Origin of the sequence: Anaerosporobacter mobilis DSM 15930, from assembly GCF_900142955.1 — a bacterium.
Taxonomy (GTDB): Bacteria; Bacillota; Clostridia; order Lachnospirales; family Lachnospiraceae; genus Anaerosporobacter; species Anaerosporobacter mobilis.
This window is the reverse complement of sequence record NZ_FRCP01000006.1, coordinates 225,525-246,003: the sequence shown is the minus strand read 5'-3', so window position 1 is coordinate 246,003 and position 20,479 is coordinate 225,525. Positions and strand designations below refer to the sequence as shown.

10 protein-coding genes and 1 other RNA gene are annotated in these 20,479 nt (G+C 35.7%); all 11 read left to right on the top strand.

Going from position 1 to position 20,479, the window contains the following annotated elements; genetic code table 11:
* Positions 1–85: 85 nt before the first annotated feature.
* The 11 genes from ffs to BUB90_RS03805 all read left to right on the top strand — a co-directional run bounded on the left by ffs (position 86) and on the right by BUB90_RS03805 (position 20,474).
* Positions 86–348, top strand: an RNA gene (ffs, locus tag BUB90_RS03855) — signal recognition particle sRNA large type.
* Between the two features lie 217 nt (positions 349–565).
* Positions 566–2,905 carry a hypothetical protein gene (locus BUB90_RS03850; RefSeq protein ID WP_073283083.1) on the top strand — a complete coding sequence of 780 codons (2,340 nt, stop codon included), beginning with the start codon at positions 566–568 and terminating at the stop codon, positions 2,903–2,905.
* A gap of 203 nt (positions 2,906–3,108) precedes the next feature.
* A complete protein-coding gene (locus tag BUB90_RS03845; RefSeq protein WP_084139073.1) occupies positions 3,109–4,671 on the top strand; it encodes a hypothetical protein in 1,563 nt (520 codons plus the stop codon).
* Positions 4,661–5,398, top strand: coding sequence for a DUF6063 family protein (locus BUB90_RS03840; protein ID WP_084139072.1), 738 nt, complete (start codon positions 4,661–4,663; stop codon positions 5,396–5,398). The genes BUB90_RS03845 and BUB90_RS03840 overlap by 11 nt, the downstream gene beginning before the upstream one ends.
* Positions 5,385–9,779: a coiled-coil domain-containing protein gene (locus tag BUB90_RS03835; RefSeq protein ID WP_073283080.1), complete on the top strand. Its 4,395-nt coding sequence runs from the start codon at positions 5,385–5,387 to the stop codon at positions 9,777–9,779. The genes BUB90_RS03840 and BUB90_RS03835 overlap by 14 nt, the downstream gene beginning before the upstream one ends.
* A 142-nt stretch (positions 9,780–9,921) precedes the next feature.
* Positions 9,922–10,956, top strand: coding sequence for a glycoside hydrolase family 5 protein (locus BUB90_RS03830; protein WP_073283077.1), 1,035 nt, complete (start codon positions 9,922–9,924; stop codon positions 10,954–10,956).
* A 330-nt stretch (positions 10,957–11,286) separates the two neighbouring features.
* Positions 11,287–13,614, top strand: coding sequence for a tetratricopeptide repeat protein (locus tag BUB90_RS03825; protein ID WP_073283074.1), 2,328 nt, complete (start codon positions 11,287–11,289; stop codon positions 13,612–13,614).
* A gap of 97 nt (positions 13,615–13,711) precedes the next feature.
* The gene (locus BUB90_RS03820; RefSeq protein ID WP_073283070.1) at positions 13,712–15,379 is read left to right on the top strand and encodes a putative manganese-dependent inorganic diphosphatase; all 1,668 of its coding nucleotides are present in this window, start codon (positions 13,712–13,714) and stop codon (positions 15,377–15,379) included.
* 20 nt (positions 15,380–15,399) lie between these two features.
* Positions 15,400–17,208 (top strand): M28 family peptidase, encoded by a 1,809-nt coding sequence (locus BUB90_RS03815; RefSeq protein ID WP_073283067.1) that lies wholly within the window; start codon positions 15,400–15,402, stop codon positions 17,206–17,208.
* 271 nt (positions 17,209–17,479) lie between these two features.
* A complete protein-coding gene (locus BUB90_RS03810; RefSeq protein ID WP_073283065.1) occupies positions 17,480–19,501 on the top strand; it encodes an NAD(P)/FAD-dependent oxidoreductase in 2,022 nt (673 codons plus the stop codon).
* On the top strand, positions 19,494–20,474 hold the full coding sequence (locus BUB90_RS03805; RefSeq protein ID WP_073283062.1) for a polyprenyl synthetase family protein: 981 nt from the start codon (positions 19,494–19,496) through the stop codon (positions 20,472–20,474). The genes BUB90_RS03810 and BUB90_RS03805 overlap by 8 nt, the downstream gene beginning before the upstream one ends.
* The last annotated feature ends 5 nt before the right edge of the window (positions 20,475–20,479 follow it).

Genomic DNA, 20,479 nt, shown 5'->3' with positions numbered 1-20,479 from the left:
TATACTGAATATCTGAATGCAGTACAAATTGTTACTGTGAATCATATAATTTCATAATAGATATATTTAATTTGTCATAAAATTTCCGTGCAGCCGGGGAGATAGCGGTGCCCTGTACCTGCAATCCGCTACAGCAGGGGTGATGTCTTGTCCGAGGGTATTCTATTGTAGAGCTGCCCTTTAAAAGTGATGTTGACGTCTGGGTCTTACGCAACAGGAATTCGTGAACCGTGTCAGGTCAGGAATGAAGCAGCACTAAGCGAAACCTCTTGTGTGCCGTAAGGGTGCCTGGGCCGAGTTAACTAGAAAGGTAACGTTTATGAAGAATATTCGAAGCGAGGCGCACGGATTAATATAATATAGATATTTTGCAGACCATTTTAATCGAATGGTCTTTTTTGTTTTCTTTTTTAGGAATATAGTCCCAAAACGCTTTAAATTCGCGCTAATTCTACAAAAGGTAAGAAATTTACTTTGATGTTAGACGCATTTTGCATTATAATAGATTCAATATATTTAGACAGTCTATAATGATAGGATAAAATTTGAATTTCGAGGTGATATAATGGGAGTGAGTCTTAATCCACACACAGTCAACCAGCTAATAAAAGGGACAGAAATCTATGGAGAGAACGAGAGTTTATCTACCATTTGTTTAGTACTTAAGGGGAGAGTATTAATTCAGAATGATGGATCTAGAGTGGTGGTTGGTTCGGGAAGTTTTATAGGGGTTACTGATTTATACGCGGGGAGATTTGTTAGTAGTTACATAGCTTTTGATGATGTAGTATTGTTCCCTTTTGAGGTGACGAATAAGGACAGTATCAAAGCAATTATAGAAGGGAATAAGGATTATTCAGGATTGTTAGTAGCTAGCTTATCAAGATATCTAGTTGAGGTAAGTAAGACCTATGTTGAATTTGATCTAAAAGCAAAAAAGTTGTATGAGTTTTTATGTTATGCATATTCAGAGTTCAAAACGTTAGCAGCGAAGGTAGGATTTCGTGTGAATCCTATGGACTCTTTAGAAACTCTTGAGCCATTCCCGGCAGAAGTATTACGAAATCGTGTTAATATGGACTATTACAGCGTGCTTAGTAAAGTACCTGTTGATATACAGAAAGCCTTTTTTGCCTGCGGCGAAGCACTTACGACACGTCATGTTAATGAAATCGCGGCAGATTTTATTACATACATCACAGAGACAAGAGAAAGAGCAGTTTATGTTAGTCAATTACTTGAATATATGATAAGTGAGACGGGGGATTCACTCTTCTACCAAGCAATTAATATTGCAATTGAAGTGCATAAACTTGGAAAGAAGAATGAGGAACTAGATGTATTAATTGATCAAATAATTGAAGAGATTAATAGCGCGGAGAAATTACTTTCAACTAAAACTGCTAGAGCATTATATATTAATCGCGATAGAATGGAACAGCTATATTCTGTTTTACTTACAGGGACATCGGTTGAAATCGATAAGAAGGATACGGATAATGATCAGTTGCAAGAAGTCGATGAGATGAAGGTAATGAATGAGTTACAAGACTCTATGAGAAAAATTATTGAGTATGCACAGCTTGGATCTGACGAAACGGTTGAACTTAAGAAATATGTTGCCATGTTTAGGAACCTTACAGATAAATACGATTCCTCAGATGAAGCAAGAGCAATTCGTAGAGGCATATCTAAGATGTTTTATCCGATGTATCAAACTGTGTTTTTAAGAGCCTATAATGAAAAGAATACAGATAAAGTAATTGATCTTTTCTTACGCTATGGTTTTTTTGATGAAACATTATTAACAAAACAACAATTAGTAGAATTATATTACCTAGATACTCAGATAGATGAAAGTATACCATGTAAAGTTTATAATATTAGAGATTGGTTGGTTGAGATCTATGAAGGACGTAGGGAGCCTTCAAAGAGTGAATTTGATTTAGACTATACAGAATCAATTCGTGAAATGAAGAGGTCTATTCGTATGTCTGCGGAAGAAGAGAAGGCATTGTTAAATGACTCCCTCAAAAAGTTAAATTATGAAATTATTAACATGTTCCAATGTAATAATCGCCTTGTTAATGGACAAGTTTATTCGTTCATACCTATTCTTCACCAAGATATGTTTGTAAAGAGTTTACGCTCAACCTATGTAACAGCAGCTAAGGTTAATTACGTTATTAATCAATTAAGAGAGATTGATTATTCCGTATTCTATCGTGAAGCTCTTTATTATGATGCGGAAAAGAATATAGAGAAAGAATATATTCAAAAGGAAGTTTTTCCGGATATTATTCTCTTACCAACAGCAGGTATTAACGGTGTTATGTGGCAAGAGATTTCAGGTAAGAAGAGAGACACTAGTGGTCGATTCCTATTACCTTGCTTTGCTGAAGTTGAATTAGAGGATATGCTAATTAAGGTTTTTGGAAGATTTCACTGGGAACTTTGCAGAAGTATTCAAGGAACTGCTTGGAATAATATCAAATACAAATCACTCACATCAGAGTATGTTGACTATATTCAGTTTTATAAGAAGAATCGTGATTTATCACCAGAAACAAAAGAGAGAATTAAGTCGCAGATTCAAAAAGGAAAGAGTAATTCTAGAGAAATCTTTGTTATTGATTATGTGAATTGGATTAAGAATGAATCAAAGGGTGCTATACGCTTGAATAAGTATGTAAGAGAATTACTTGCCATGTACTGCCCATTCAAGAAACCAATTCGCGAGCGTCTTATGAATCAACCTTTATTCGCAGAAGCCATGACGCGATTCAACAGAGAGAATAGTAAGAAGATCCATGAAATCGACCTTCGTTATAAAGCGTTAGAAAAAGAAGGTATAGAATTAACGCAAGAGTTAATTGAGACGAGAGCATACTATAATGAGTTATAATTATATTGGTTTAAAATATGCAAGTTTACTATAGTAGTAGCCTAGCGGGTTGAAACATCCGTTGGTAATAAGAGGACAATTTTTATCGACTGGAATGCGATAATAGTTGTCTTTTTATTATGTCTTGTCACATTTTGTTATATGCAGTTTGATAGAAATATGGTATGATAAAGGGCAGCATTTTAGATTAGGGAGGGATAAGTGTGATACAAGAAGTTGTAGATTTTCATTATGAACGTATGCAAAATCTAAAGAAATACTACCCGTTTTTTAGAATTAAAGAGTACTCCCTCACACAGTATAAAGAAGGGAAATATGCGGATATCGACATGGGTTATGTGCTAATGGCGGTATTACGCTTTTTTATAGAAGAGAATAATTTTAATAATATGGAAGTGACATATGCAAGATATGCTGCTTTTTTGGCCTCGTTATTAGAAAGAGATTTTGGTATACCTTCATTATCTGAAGAGACTAAGGAATTAATTGGATATATATTCGATAAGATTCACAACGAGGGAAAACCGTTCTATATGGATTATTATGATCCAGCCACGCGTAAGAAGAATGTAACTCGTGTAAAGTTAATTAATAGCCAGTTAGAGGGGGATCAAGTTACATATACCCTTACTTCTGATGCAATTGAATTCTATCTTGATACGAAGGAAATTAAAGATGAAAGTAAGATTAATATTGAACAACTATTATTAGAGAAGATGATTCGTTCGCAGGATTTTAGATCGGGAATTCAAGTTGTTCGTCGTATTAATCATGAAGTGAATATGCTTAGCCTTCGTAAGAATGAAGTGATTCAAGTACTAAGTAATGACGTATTCGAAGGTATGAAAGCCTATGATAGTTTCGTGAAGACGGGGATGAAATGGTTTGAAGAAGAACAAAGGTTGTTTTCAAAGAATACAGAATTGATTCGTAAAGCGGTAGAAAAAGCGGAGTTAGGTAATGACGAAGATGGGAAAACAGACTCTTATATACAATCTCTACAAGAGATACATGAGTTAGAGAAGGAGCTGTTAAAAGCGATTGGAAAACACAATGAGTTACTAGTAGATTGTATGGACCTGCAAAAGAAAGCGGATGAGATGCTTAGAACTGCCAAATTAGGTAGGTTACGAGCGTCTTTTGATTTTAGAGATTATGAATCTAAGATCCGTTTGAAGCAAGATACGAGTTTACTAAAAGCCATGATTGAACCGCTTTTATTACCGAATATACGAAAGACCTGGAATCTGGCTAGTATCGATGAACTTACTACGTATCCGCAGAGTGCAGAAGAACAGGCTGAGAAAGTAGAAGAAATTGAAATAACTACGTATGCATATGAAGATGAGAAAGAAGACGAACGTATTAGGAGCAATTTCATATCAATTGCCAGAACCTTATTTGAGTTGCTAATTGCAAAGAAACAATTTGATTTGGTTTCTTTTAACCGTAAGCTTGAAGTGAAATATTTTGATGAGATTTTCAAGAACAGTGATTACTATTCGTTCTTAGTGCATCTATGCCAGAAGAAAGAATATCGCATATGGGAAATCGAGAAAGAACCTGACACGTTCCTTGAAGGCATTATTTCCGATATGTTACGGTCACCAGAGAATGAAAAATATAGGAAGTTACATTTTGAAATTGTTATGTCAAAGGAATTAAGCGAAGAAATGATAGAGAACATTCAGATTGTATCTGGTGGAGATAAGGCTAGTTTCTTTACTTCGAATATTGAATTTGTAAGGAAGGAGTATGTGGATTAATATGGATAACCGTAGTTTAGAGAAAGCCATGGAGTTGTTCGGAAAACTAATTGCTTTAGAAGAGGTTAGTATGAGGACATCGAAGAATGTGGAACTATATCAAGAATACCGTGATCATGCTGAAGTAGCGAATCTATTAGATACGATGTTAACCCAGATGAATCTTAAGCTTTATGAATACAATGAGACTTTATTCATTACAGCAGGGAATCAAAATCGAGTGTTTGGATATACGAATGAGGAACTACGTCGTTTAATTGGTGTACGTTTGAATAAGGAACTATATCTATGTTATTTTATTATCTATCAGATTATCACCAAGTTTTATACGGGATCAGGTACCTATACGTATACGGAGTACGTGAGAATTGAAGATGTTATGAAGGCAGTCGATGCTGGGTTACATAATGTAATAGCTGGTATGGAACAGTTCCGCTTGAACGAACTGGAAGAAAATAGTTTTGAAGCAATAGCAAATCTGTGGGATGAACTTCCTAGTGTGTCTAATGAAGAGAATATGACTGGGAAGGCATCAAGAGGATCAAGATATGGCTATATGAAGCTTGTATTCAACTTCTTATTGTCGCAAGCCTTGTTTCTTGAGAGTGAAGAACGTTACTATATAACCGACCGTTTCCGTATTATTATCACTAGGTATTTTGAAGAAGAGCGTGGTCGCTTATATGAAATTATGTCAAAGGAGGATAACGACAATGCCTCATATTAATAGATTGCGTGTAAACAATGTTAAATATAATTTCGGTACGCAATATTATGATGATTTCATGATGAAGCCATATGGCAAGAATATGTTGTACGATCTTGCCAATGGCGGTGGTAAGAGTGTACTTATGCTGCTGTTATTGCAGACGGTAATCCCAAATTGTACATTAGATGATAAACAACCAGTGGAGAAGTTGTTCCGTACATCAGGAGGGAGTACAACCATTCATTCCTTGATTGAGTGGAAGTTAAATGATAACAACATAAAAGATGGTTTTCAGTACATGACAACAGGTTTCTGTGCAAAAAAAGGTACGGCGCAGGAAGAGAAAGATACTGCTTCCATTGATTATTTCAATTACTGTATCTTCTACCGTGAGTACAATGAGAATGATATTCGTAATTTACCACTTATCAATGAGAATGAGCGCGTTACGTATTCGGGTCTCAAACAATATTTAAAAGAATTACAAAGAAATCCAGGACTTCGTGTAGAAGTGTTCGATCGTAAGGGAGAATATCAACAATTCATAAGTAATTATGGCATCTATGAAAGTGAATGGGAGATCATTCGTGGAATTAATAAGACAGAAGGTCATGTTCGTACGTATTTTGAGACCAATTATAAGACAACACGTAAGGTGGTAGAAGATCTTCTGATAGAAGAGATAATTCAAAAAGCTTACAACCGTTATCTAGATGGTGGGAACGATAGTGAAGATTCCATGGCCCAGGCATTACTAAGTATCAAAGATAAATTAATTGAGTTATCGCAGAAGAAGGCGACTGTTAATTTCTATGATCGTCAGATCGAGATTATTGATGGATTAAAAGAACAGCTAAGTATACTTGACCATGTCTATACAAGAGATAAAGAACTAAAGACGAAGTTACACCAAGCGTATACCTATAATGAGAGATGTATTGCTAGTAAACAAGCACATTATGAGCAACTTTGTAAGGAACAAGATGATTTAGACCAGAAGATGAAGCATCTGGAGATTATTGTAGAAGCGGCAAAACTTCAAAAAAACGAAACACACCTTGCACAAATCAATAAGGAGATAGAACGACTAACAAGGGAAATTTTATTACAAGAAGATATGTTAGCACGAAAGCAAAAGGACATCTCGTTAAAAGAGAGTATGAATGATTATCTTGAATATTTGAGGGAAAAAAGTAATCGAGATGAATTAAAGGAGTCCTTAGAAGCAATTAAAGGTGGAAATAAAGTTGAGATTCAGGAACTAAATCAGCTTGCTTTTAATAAAAAGGTACATGTAGATAAGAAGGTACAGGACTTAGAAACTGCAAAGGCAGAATTACTTGATAAATTAAAAGAAGCAGACGAAGTTCTAAGTGATTCAGGCGAAGAGGAAAGAAATCTTGATATTGAACGTGCCATCAAAGAGAATGCATTTACAATGGTCGAAGAAAAGGTAGTAGCACTACAACAGAAACTAAACCAGATGCGTAAGAATGTAAGTCTATTGTTCTTTGAGGAGATTACAGAGGCAATCAGCCAAGTAGAAGAAGAGAACAAAGCTTCTGAAGGAAGGTTGCAGGCAATCAGACAGGAACTAGACTCTTGTCAAGAGACAATGGTAATGCTTAAAACCAGTCTACAGATCAAAGAAGAGAAGAAGACTAGGATAACTACTACAATTAAGGAATACGAGGATTGGCTAGAAGGTTATAAGATACGCCAGGCGGAGTATGAGAAGCTATTAGAGGTATACCATATAGTATCCAAAGATAATTGCTTACAAGAGTTAGAGGAGCAATATAAGGCACTTGTAACAAAATTAGTCAAGTGTAAAGAGCATATCCAGATAAATGAAAGATATCTGACGCAGCTTGTGGAGCGAAATCTTGATGTAGAGAGTGAAGGGTTAACCAAGGTAAAAGAATACTTAGAGAAGAGATATAAAGACAAAGTAATGACGGGAACCGCGTATCTTCATACGCTACCTGAAAAGGAAAGAGAACGTATATTACGTAAGATACCAATTCTACCATATGGATTGATTGTTATGGAAGAGTATGAGTCATTGTTGGAAGACCGTTATTTTAAGCGTAAGGATTTTGGTGCATATGCAATACCGATTTTAAATCTAGAAGAAATCAAGCAAGGAACCATAAGCTTCGCTAAGAAGTCTATAACCTTTGCAATGAGAGAAGAAGAGTTATTCTACCGTGAAGAGCGTATGGCGGAAGAAGAGAGTGTTGTTCGTGGAGAAGTAGAAGATGAAAAAGAACAGCTTAGAAGATTAGAACAGCAAGAAGAAATTCTCAAAAAGGATATGGACAAAGTCCGTTATTATCTTGGTGAAGATAGAAAAAAATGTGCAGAAGTGGAACAAAATCATATGAAGAGCAAACAGGAGCTCTCTTCTCTATCAAGAGAGATTCAGGAACTAGCTTCTGATTATATGAATAGAGAGCAGTCTGTGAAGCAGATGTCTGATGAAATCACTACCATCACTGCAACTATGAAAGAAAATGAACAAGAGCGCGTACGTTTGGTAGAAATCGAAGCTGTGACTACACAAAAGCGTGGACTAGAAAAAGAGAGTACGCAACTACGTAACGCGTGTGAGGAACTACAGAGTCGTTATGAACGAATCTGCCAATTACGAGACGAGTGGAAAACAAAACATGACCAGTGGAAACTGCAAGTGGATTCTGTGGATAAGCAACTGAAATTTTGCAAAGAGCAGTGGACAACTCTCTTCCTTCCGTACTACAAGGAGGGAGAATTTGATGTACTTTCTCTATTAGAAGAGGAATTAGATGCAAGATTCTTAGGGAAGAAGGATGCTTTCGAGAAGGAATACAGTGATTTAGGAGATAAGGAACGTCTTCTTAATTCTTATATCAATGCCATGAACCGAAGTTTAAAAGCAATCGCAAAACGTAAGATCAGCTTAGCTACGTTAGAAGAGATGAAGAATAATCATTCGCTAGTAGCTATAAGTGAAGATATTATACAGAGTGAGAATGCCGATTATGTTCATGGGGAAGCGATTCTTAGCAAGCTCCGAGAAAGTATGGATGAGAAGAAAGCACTGAAGCATCAGTTAGGTGGTAAAATAGAACAAGCCCGAAATGTAGCAGAAGAAAAGTTCGGTGATGTATTCAAAGAGACACTTCTACGAGTAACTGCAGATACGAATATCGAGGAACAAAAAGCTGCCCTTCAGGTTATACTACAGAAGAAGCAGAATATGAAAGAGGAGTTCGCACTTAGTGAAAGAGCTATTAAGGTCTGCGAGAATGCCAAAGACGATATGGAGAGAATCTATCGTCAGATGGAACTAGTTAAGTCCAAAGAAGTTGAAAGTATAGATATAGAGGATATAGAAGGGTTCGTGAAGATGCTTTCTAGAGATTTAGAGTCGATTGTAAAAGATACGAATAGAAAACGTGAAGAATTCTATCAGCAATTACAAAAGACTGCACAGACATTAGAACTTCTGAAGGCATATGAGCTTGCACAGGAGTTACGTACTGCGGTAACAGTGCCTGGAACGTTAGAAGAATCCAATGACTTAAAGAGCAATCTAGAGGGAGTATGTGATTGTATACGTTTGGAGAGAGCGCGTATAGAACAAGGCCTTGAGGATATGGAGAGAATTAAGCAAAGCTTTGAGAATCAATGTTTACAACGTTGTGATAATGTGAAAGCGGCACTAGAACGTCTACCAAAGCTTTCAAAGATTATGTTAGATAATGAACAGATTCAGATGATTGGTCTCAGTATTCCATATGTGAATGAGGAATTACAAGGACAGAGAATGTCAGACTATATTGATTCAATCGTAGCTGGTGTTGATAAATATGAAACACCGAACGAAAAGATTAAGTATATCAGAGAATCGTTATCTTTAAAACGTCTCTTCTCGGTTATTGTAACGGATATGAATCGAATCAAGTTGACGTTATATAAAAGAGAGCGTATCAAAGAACAAAGTAGACACCTTCGTTATGAAGAAGCAGTAGGAAGTACGGGACAATCACAAGGTATCTATATTCAGTTCTTGATCGCAATTATCAACTATATTACGTATATGAATTCAGGCAATATCGATAATAAAGGACTTCGTAAAGTTATCTTTATCGATAACCCATTCGGTGCTGCCAAAGACGTCTACATCTGGGAACCAATTTTTGAACTACTTAAGATGAACAAGGTGCAGTTAATCGTACCTGCTAGAGGTACGACACCTGCTATAACAGGTAAGTTTGATGTGAATTATATACTAGGACAATGTTTAAACGATAAGAAACAACAAACAGTAGTAGTGGAGTATCACAGCAATGTAGATACAACGGAGATGGAATATATTCCGCTACAGTATGAACAGACAAGCTTGTTCGAATAGACCGATGAATATAACTATTATTGCAAGTACAACATCTAGAATAACTGCAATATTCATAGTTGCCCCTCAATAGTATAATACATGTATAAATATAGATGAACTAAGAATTGGGGACACATTTTGTCATTCTAGGAGGTATTTTATGAGAAGTACAAAGGATATAGTACAAGCTATGAAAGCAGGTTGGAACCTTGGAAATTCTATGGATTGTTTTGGTGGAGAGACTGCATGGAAAAATCCGAAGACAACAAAAGAGATGATTGATGTAGTGGCAGCAGCTGGATTTAATACAATTCGTATTCCTGTCACTTGGCATGAGCAAACTGGCCCTTCACCTGAATATAAGATTGCAGATACTTGGCTAGCAAGAGTGAAAGAGTTAGTGGATTATGCGTATGATAATCAGATGTATGTAATTGTTAATATGCATCATGAAAACAAATGGATTAAGCCGGAGAAAGAGGGATTTGAACAAGTACTAGAACAGTATAAAATCATGTGGAAACAGATTGCATCATATCTTTCCTGCTATGATGACCATCTATTACTAGAGGCGCTTAATGAGCCAAGGATTGAGTTCAGTGAGAACGAATGGACTGGAGGTTCTAAGGAAAATCGTGAATATGTGAATCAATTAGATGCAGCTTTTGTGGAAGCGGTACGAAGTACTGGTGGAAATAATCAGGAGAGAAGTCTGCTAGTAACTACAGTAGGAGCTTCTGTATCAGAAGAAGCGATACAGGGATTACGTGTTCCACAAGATAGTCATATAGCGGTATCGCTACATCCGTATACACCGCATCATTTCTGCTATTCGAAAGATGAGATTGGAAGTCTAGAGGTTTGGGACGGCTCTCTGAATAAAGAAATTGATGAAGTTATGGGGCTAATCAATGATGCTTTCATTAAGAAGGGTATTCCTGTAGTCATTACCGAATATGGTGCTGTGAATAAAACTCATGTGAATGCAGAAGGTAAGGAAGTGTCAAATGAGGAAGAAGTAATCAAGTGGGCAACGTATTACTTAGAGAAGGCATCAGGCATTGGAGTACCTTGTATCTGGTGGGATAATGGATATTACAATAGTGGAGATGAATATTTTGGAATATTCAATCGTAGTGATCTCACATGGTTTACCCCTAATCTTAAAGAGGCAATTGTTAAGGCAGTTAACTAATATATAACTGAAATAAAGAAGTCTTCATCTACTAGTGTTGTAGAGTCGAAGACTTCTTTTGATTTAGAAGCTGGTTACTTTGGTAGTGTAAATTACTTCATGATGAAAATCAGTATATAGTATTTTATAATGAAATTTATAGTTGAATGAAATGCTATCTTGTCTTATGTAGACAAAAAATGCTATAATAACAAGGAGAACTATGAAATATATAAAATGGTAGATTTTGTTATACTATACAAGGATAGATGTAACAACGTGGAACATGTAGAGAAAATATACTAAATGACTGGTATGAGGTTCTGCGGTATGCATATGGAGGTGCGGGAAATGGAACGTTATGCTTCCAGTCTGAAAATCAAAGAAATAAAGAGACTTGCACAGGAAAAGCAGTACCTGAAAGCAATGAAGATTCTTGAATCTATGAATGTGGATAAGATTAGAAGTATGTCTGACTTATCTGTTATAGCAGAGATTCTTATTCACAATGATGAATATGAAGATGCCATGGAGATATTATTAAGGATTTACGAAAAATCTTGTTCTAGAAGGATTGTCGAACAGCTAATTGACTTGTCAATTGTGATGAAAAACATGGAGGAGACGAAGGAGTTTTATAATGAATATCTTCGTATTGCTCCAAGAGATCCCTATCGTTTGGTGTTACGCTATCGAATAGAAAAAGCGAATCATACGCCGTATGCACAGAGAATTGAAACACTTGAACAGCTTAAGCAAGAAGATTATATGGAAGAATGGGCCTATGAACTCGCCAAGTTATATCATAAAACAGGTCAAGTAGATAAATGTGTAGATGAATGTAGTGATATTATTCTGTGGTTTGGACAAGGAATCGTGGTTGAGAAAGCACGATTATTAAAGGAACACTATACAAGTGGATTTAACATTACGGATAATCTAGGAGCTGGTGAATTTGATGCTACTAGAAGTCTAGAAGAGGTAATAAGACAGGTAAAAATGCAAAGAGGTGTAAGCCAACCATCTACGGTATCATCACCAAGCGATATGGATAGTACTGTCCTAGGTAGCAGTCAAACGGATAGCGAAGCGTTATATTCTGATAATGGTAAAGTAACTAATATAGAAAGTGATTACACTAACTTAGCTGAAGTAGAAATTGAGCCTGAAATTAAGGAAGATGTGGTGGTAGAGACGCAATCTTTGGCAGAAGAAACTACTTTAGCAGAAGAAACTACTTGGGAAGAAGAAACTACTTTAGCAGAAGAAACTGCATTGGCAGAAGAAACTACTGCAGCAGAAGAACTTACAATAGAAGAATCTACAGTGGAAGAAGAATCTACAAATTATGTTCTTACACCAGAGGTGATTAATAAGGTCAGAGCACGAGTAAATGCACGTGAGAATGCAGTTGTGAAAGTTAAAGAGTATGAACAAGAACTTGAGAAGGCAGAGGACAAACTACAAGATACTGTTCAAGAGGAAAGTCCTGCGGATCTAACACAAGCCGTTGAAAGTGTACAAGGGTTAGAAGATGCAGTAACGGAAGTAGGAGTTATATTAACACCTACAGATATGAATGATTCCCAAGAAGATATTACTTCTGAGAAAACTAAGAAACTCGAAGAAGTTGGAGCAGAAGACAAAACGCTATCAGAAGAAGAAACGATATCGGAAGAAGAAAGGCTATCGGAAGACAAAATATTACCAGAAGATGAAACTCTAGTAGAAGCAAAAGAATTAACACAGGAGTCAACAGAGGAATTACCAGAAGATAATAAGGAGACGCCACAAACTGAGCCTGCACATACTCTTACTAAAGAAGAGTTGCATAAGATGAAAGAAAGAATGCGACAATTACAAGAGAATGATGTTACTAAGACTTACCGTCATGATTCCCAAGATATCTATGAAGATGGTGAAAACACATATGCATATGGTATTAATCTGAATACTATTTTTCAAAACTTCATCTATAATGAGTCCATCAAAAAACAATTACTTTCGATCTTAGAAAATATGGATAATAGCAAGCAATGTAATAACTTTATGGTTTGTGGAGATATCCAAACGGGTAAAACTTCATTAGCAAGAGCGATAGCAATTGCTATGTGGAAACTAAACCGTATTCCGACAAAGAAAGTGGCTAAGATTAGTGCATTGAAGTTGAATCAAATTAATTTGCTTGAGAAGATGGAACAATTAGCAGATGGATCTTTGGTTATTGAGAATGCAAGCGTATTGAATGCTAATTCAGTGAAGTCAATTATACAGATGATAGAACATTTTGATGGAAGAATTCTTGTATTGTTTGAGGATAGTACAAGAAATATGGAAGAATTAATGATGAAAGAAGAAACGCTTCGTAGATTCTTTACACATCGAATTATCATACCACGTTATAGTGCAGAGGATGTAACTGGTTTTGCTTATAGTATGGTAAAACAACAAGAGTATGAAGTAGAAGAAAATTCAAGAAAATACTTTGTAGAAAAGATAGAGCAAATCTGTCGTATAACACCATATGCAGAACAACTTACAAAAATTAAAGTTTATGTCGGTGAATTAATAAAGAGAGCCGAAACTAGAAACATGTTGTTACTGATGAAACAAGCGAAAGAAGGAAAGTTCTCACAGAAAGTAACAAATGTTATAACAATTGATGATATCGCCGGTTAGATGGCAGATATTAATCATAATCCATATTTAATGCATAATGCAAACATAACAATGGAAAAATGAAACTAAAAAGATTTTATATTTATAAGGAGTATTTATGAGTGAAGAAGAAAAGAACACGACAATATATGTAATAGGACATTGTAACCCAGATACTGACTCTATTTGTTCAGCAATTGCATATGCAGATTTAAAACGTAAATTAACAGGAAACAAATACAAAGCAAAACGTGCCGGTCAAGTAAATTCGGAGACAAAATTTGTTCTCCAACATTTTGGAGTGAATCCGCCAGGATATCTTCCTGATGTACGTGCTCAAGTAAAAGATATAGAGATTCGTAAGATCCAAGGTATTGATAGAAATATGTCAATAAGACGTGCATGGGAAAAGATGAAGGATAATAGCGTTGTGACATTACCAGTAGTGGAGTCTGATAATCAGTTAATTGGTCTCATTACAATCGGAGATATTACGAAATCGTATATGAATGTGTACGATAACAAGATTTTATCTACAGCTAAAACGCCAATTGTTAATATATTAGATACCTTACAAGGTGAATTGGTTGCAGGAAATCCAGATAAGATTATTGATTCCGGTAAAGCCTTAATAGCAGCAGCCAATCCAGACCTTATGGAGAACTATATCGAAGAAAATGATATTGTTATCTTAGGTAACCGTTATGAATCACAGTTATGTGCTATTGAGATGAATGCGAAATGTATCATTGTATGTGATGGTGCTCCTGTATCAAGAACAATCACAAAATTAGCACAAGATAAAGATTGCACAATTATTAAAACACCATATGATACGTACACAGTTGCGCGTTTGGTAAATCAAAGTATGCCAATTAGTCATTTTATGAAACAAGATAATTTAATAACATTTACAACAGAAAATTTCATTGATGATATCAGAGCTGTCATGGCTAAGAAGAGACATCGTGACTTCCCTATAGTCGACAAGAAAACTGGTGAATTCATTGGTATGATTTCTAGACGTAACCTGTTAGAGGCAAAGAGAAAACAGTTAATTCTTATGGATCATAGTGAGCGTTCACAAGCTGTAGATGGTTTGGAAGATGCTGAAATTCTTGAGATCATTGACCACCATCGTATCGGTAGTATTGAAACGATGAACCCAGTATACTTCCGTAATCAACCACTTGGCTGTACATCAACAATTGTATTCCAGATGTTCGAAGAGAATAACATTCCAATTGAAAAAGATATTGCAGGTTTATTATGCTCTGCTATCTTATCAGATACGTTAGTATTCCGTTCACCAACTTGTACACCAGTGGATGAGATGGCAGCTAAGAAGTTAGCAGAGATCGCAGGTATTGAGATTGAAGAATATGCCAAAGAGATGTTTACAGCGGGCAGTAACTTATTAAGTAAATCACCAGAAGAAATCTTCTATCAAGATTTCAAGAAATTCACTGCGAATGATTTAACATTTGGTGTTGGTCAAATTACTGCAATGAATCAGGATGAATTAGAAAAAATCAAAGATAAATTACTTCCTTATATGGAAAAGGCATTCAAAGACCATGGCGTTGATATGCTATTCTTTATGTTAACGAATATTCTGCAAGAGTCTACAGAGCTTATATACCAAGGTAATGGAGCAAAAGAAGTTGTGGCAAATGCATTTAATGTAAGTAACCCAGATGAGAAGGTTATTCTTGAGGGTGTTGTATCAAGAAAGAAACAATTGATACCACCATTAATGATGACATTACAGCAAGATAACAACTAAGCTTGGAGGAGAATTCTTTAATGAACAATAAGATACTACGTAATACAGCCTATTGTGTCATGATGGTTGTATTTGTCGGGATTATTTTAAGGATAGGGTTTCTACAGGTAACAGAATCAAAGGTTCCGAAGAAATTCACAGAGTCCACGATCTCGCTTGCGGACGTAGAAGAGAATGTAGCTTCACTAAACATGGTATTAACACATGTTAAGAATATCGGGAATACCATTCACAGTGCTGGAACAGCTGAGAATGGAGTAGTAAAAGATTATATTACGTCTGTGCTTGATAAGCAGCAGATTCCTTATGAAGTGCAACCCTTTACATTTGATGTAGAGAGTTATGCAAGGGAATCTAAGAAAACTTATGATGAAGCAATGAGTCAATATCCAGAGATAGTGGAGAAAAACAATGCCTTCTTAGCGGAGAAGGGATATGATGATTTTATTGATTACGCCAAAGATATTATCGGGTTACGTGATGAAACTACGGTAACAATGAATAATATTTTGGTTGAATTTGATGCACCTGATACCGAGGATGCTATAGTTTTCGTAACACATTATGATAGTAGACCAGATGTGGCTGGTTCGACTGGTTCTGCATTAGGGGTATCAGCATTCTTAGAGGCGGCCCGCTTATTGTCAAGTAGTGGTGAGTTGACAAATGATATCTATTTCCTATTCACAGATGGAAAAGAGATTGATTTGTTAGGAACAAAAGAGTTTGTAAGTAAACAAGAAGAGTTGATGAAGCATGTGAAAGTGGTCCTCAACTTTGATTCCCAAGGAACGGAAGGGGCACTTACGCTATATGAAACTTCTAACAATGATTATAACGTAGTTAAGCAATATAAGGAGGCTGTATCAAAGAATTCGGGATACTCTTTCTTAGCAAGTACTTGTAAGTTGTTACCTCATGATACTGATTTTAGGGTGTTTTCAGAAGCTGGGGTTTCAGCAATGAATTTCTCGGTATTAGAGGGAGCGAATGAGTATAGTCGTTCCATTGATACTTCTGAAAACGTAAATCGTGGTAGTGCATATGAATATATGAATACGATTAATGAGTTGATTTCTTATTATTCAACGAATAAGATACCGGTTGTAGAGAAGGAGCAAAGTGCTGTATTCTTTACCTTCTTACGTGGTAATATTGTTGTTCTACCAAGTGGTGTTGTTGGTTTTGTAACTTATATAACAAGTATGTTGGCGATTGGCGTACTTGTGTTCTTTAAGCTTAGAAAGAAGATTCGGTTCCGTTTTGTAGCGAGAAGTACAATCTTCTCAATCCTTGCTATGATTGTAACAGGGTTAGGTTCCGCAGTGGTATTAGCACCATCATTAAAGGCGCTTTCCTCAATAGATACGAAGGCAGAATGGAATGAATCGCGATTAATATTTTTAATTAGTATTGGAATGGCATTCTTATTTGTGGGTATATTTACATTTGTATCCATGAAGAGAAACAAGCATCAATTGTCTACGCTTATGGGGCAACTGCCTATACTATTAACAATGGGATTAATTATGGGGAATGATTTTATATCCCTATCCTATGTGTTTACGGTAGCGATTTGGATGGTGTTCCTCGCTATTATTGTGTGCATTGCACTAGAGAAGAAACCTGATATTCAAAAATGGTGTTATGTAGGAATGCTAGTTGTATTTGGAGTAATTCTGTCTATTTTATTCACACCAATTATTTATATGGCATATGTAAGTTTATCGATTCAGATAATCATAATTATGGCAATGATTAGTTGCATACCAATCTCATTATTATTTGTTTTGATAATTACTATATGGAAGGAATTGGTTGGTAAATAAAGTCAATAAGGTCAAGGCGCTAATGCGTATCTGTTTGGATTTTTATTAGTGCCGTTAGCCTGTTTAAAATGCATAAATTGGTAGGTTTTCAAATCTAAAAATATGTGATATATTGATATAAAGAGCCTATTCTTTTTTAGCTTAGAATTTTACAAAATATAGCAAGTGTGATGGTTTTATCAGTGCTTTATGATAAATAGTTGACTAAAATGGTAGGGTTTGTTATAATGCATCCGGTTGGGCACTTGTTAAATATTTAAAGGAGAATACAATGGAAAAACGAATTGTAGTTGTTGGTGCAGGATACGCAGGAATTCTGACCGCGAAAAAATTAGCGAAGAAATTTAAAAAACATGAGGATGTTAGTGTTACCATTATTGACAAGAATCCTTTTCATACCATGCTTACTGAGCTTCATGAAGTTGCAGCAAATCGTGTTGATGAGGATAGTATCAAGATTAGCTTAAAAAAAGTATTTGCAGGTAGAAAAGTAGACATAAAGCTTGATACCGTTACTACAATTGACTATGATAAAAAAGCGGTTGTAGGTAATCAAGAAACATACCAATATGATATTCTAGTTATGTCAGCAGGTTCTAAACCTACTTTTTATGGAGTTCCTGGTGCAGAAGAGTATTCACATCAGCTTTGGTCCTATGAGGATGCTGTTGAGTTAAGAGAACATATACATAATATGTTTAGAAAAGCGTCTTGCGAACCTGATGCTACAAACCGTAAAAAAATGTTGACTTTTTATGTAGTTGGTGCTGGTTTTACTGGTGTAGAGATGGTTGGTGAATTGGCGGAATATGTTCCTTTTCTTTGTGAAAAATATGACATAGAAAAATCAGAAGTAACTATGTATAACGTAGATGGACTTAGTAGACCAATCCCTAATCTACCAGAAAAATTATCAAATAAGGTAACGAGAAGATTGGAAAAAATGGGTGTTAAACTTTTGTTAAACACAACCGTTTCTGCTATAGGTGCTGATTTTATTGAACTTAAGAATGGAGACAAGATAGATCACCATGAGGCTTCAACAATAATTTGGGCAGCGGGTATTCAAAGTTCAGATATTACCCAAGCATCTGGCGAAAAGTTGGAATTAAATCGTGGTGGACGAATTCAAGTAGATACGTACCTTCGTTCTACAAAAGACGAAAATGTCTATGTTGTTGGGGATAATATGTATTATATACCTGAAGGAGAAGAACGTCCGGTTCCTCAGATGGTAGAGAATGCAGAACAATCTGCTGCTACAGCTGCAAATAATATATTCTGTGCTATAACAGGAATAGGTGAGATGAAAGAATATAAGCCTTCTTTCCATGGAGTTATGGTTTGCATCGGTGGTCGCTATGGTGTAGCACATGTAGGTTTACCAAACCACATGTTCAGTTTGCCTTCTTTCTTAGCAATGTTTGCAAAGCATTTCATTAATATTGTTTATTTTATTCAAGTATTAGGCTGGAATAAGATATTTAGTTATATAAAACATGAGTTCTTCACTATTAGAAATTGTAGAAGTTTTGTGGGTGGACATTTTTCAAACAGAACTCCAAGCTTTTTATTAGTGCCATTAAGAGTATGGCTTGGTGCAATCTGGTTATTTGAAGGAATTATGAAGATCGTTGAAGGATGGTTTACATCTCCAAAATTAACAGGCTTCTTTGGTGGAGCTAACGCTTGGTATGACAGTATTCTTAATGCTACAGCTGGTGGAGCTTCAGACGCAGTTACTGCGGCAACAGGAGCGGCAGCAACTGCCCCTGTAGCAGATGCTGTTTCATCAGCTACAGGAGTTGTAGCAGATGCAGCGAACACGGTTGCAGGAGCTATTGGACACGTGTTAATTAATTTTGATTTCCTAGGTATCTTTAGAGTAATTTTTGTTTCTGGTAAGGAACTTGCTGAGTCAACAATTAGTGACTTTGCGTTTAAACTTGATGTACCATTTATGAACTGGTTTATTGATAAGTTGATTTTACCAAGTGACACTGTTCAACTTGTTATGCAGATTTTCATTGTAGTAGCAGAGATTTTAATAGGCCTTGCCTTGATAGGTGGATTATTTACTACTCCTGCTTCCGGTGTATCTTTAGCATTACAATTTATGTTTGTATGTTCAACAGGTTTGTATCTAAGTACGTTCTGGATGATTTTCGCTGGAATAGCAGTGCTAATTGGTGCTGGTAGAACGATAGGACTTGATTACTATGCAATGCCTGCACTTAAAAAAGGTTGGAAACGATTACTAATAGTTAGAAAGTTGTATATTTATAATGATTAATAACAAAAAGAAAATAAAAGATAATACCAAACTTGTAAAGTTTGATGAGGCATTAGAACTTGTTAGAAGTGAAGTGGATAATTCATTATCCGCTTCACCACTTATTATTCGAGGTTATACAAAACATTTAACGGAATCTAAGGGCAAATTTATACGCGCAGTATCTGTATTAATATGTGCCGAGGATAAAGATGGACTTATTCACCCGAATGCTATAAAAGTAGCTGCATCGATTGAGATTCTACATTTAGCTACGTTGGTTCATGATGATGTAATTGATAATGCCGACCTGCGTAGGGGTGATGTTACACTACAAAAGAAATATGGAAGAAAGACTGCAGTTATATGTGGAGATTATCTGTTTTGTGTAGCTCTTAATTTAGCTACGAATATTACAGATAAAGAAGACTACTTAGATGTAGATATGCCAAACTACATGGGTAAGATTTGTTTAGGCGAGTTAAATCAACACCTGAATAATGGCAATTTGAATTTAAGTATGTACCAGTATCTTAAGATTATTTCTGGAAAAACAGCAGCATTGTTTGAAGCTTCCTTTTTTGCAGGAGCTATATTCGCTGGATGTAAAGAAGCTGAATGTAAAAAATACAAACAACTGGGACATTATATAGGAATGATATTCCAATTGATTGATGACTGTATTGATTTTGAAAATACAGTTGATGAAGCCAAAAAACCTGTTCAATCGGATTATGAACAAGGAGTTATTACATTACCGCTAATTAAAGCATTTGAAGATGTGTCTGATTTAAAAGAAAAAGCAAGTAGTGATCAGATGACGCGAGAGGATATTAATGAAGCAGTTGCTAAAGCAGGGGGATTGTCCTTTACCCATAGACTAGTAAAGAAATATCATTCGAAATCTATGAAAATTATTAGGGAATTAGAATTAACAGAAAATAAAAAAGCCAACTTAATTGAGATTTTGAATAAGGCTTCTCATTTATCTTAGGCGTT

Coding starts and splice junctions, on each gene's coding strand:
- BUB90_RS03850 (WP_073283083.1), top strand. CDS start 566: ATGGGAGTGAGTCTTAATCCACACACAGTCAACCAGCTAATAAAAGGG.
- BUB90_RS03840 (WP_084139072.1), top strand. CDS start 4,661: ATGTGGATTAATATGGATAACCGTAGTTTAGAGAAAGCCATGGAGTTG.
- BUB90_RS03835 (WP_073283080.1), top strand. CDS start 5,385: ATGCCTCATATTAATAGATTGCGTGTAAACAATGTTAAATATAATTTC.
- BUB90_RS03830 (WP_073283077.1), top strand. CDS start 9,922: ATGAGAAGTACAAAGGATATAGTACAAGCTATGAAAGCAGGTTGGAAC.
- BUB90_RS03825 (WP_073283074.1), top strand. CDS start 11,287: ATGGAACGTTATGCTTCCAGTCTGAAAATCAAAGAAATAAAGAGACTT.
- BUB90_RS03820 (WP_073283070.1), top strand. CDS start 13,712: ATGAGTGAAGAAGAAAAGAACACGACAATATATGTAATAGGACATTGT.
- BUB90_RS03815 (WP_073283067.1), top strand. CDS start 15,400: ATGAACAATAAGATACTACGTAATACAGCCTATTGTGTCATGATGGTT.
- BUB90_RS03810 (WP_073283065.1), top strand. CDS start 17,480: ATGGAAAAACGAATTGTAGTTGTTGGTGCAGGATACGCAGGAATTCTG.
- BUB90_RS03805 (WP_073283062.1), top strand. CDS start 19,494: ATGATTAATAACAAAAAGAAAATAAAAGATAATACCAAACTTGTAAAG.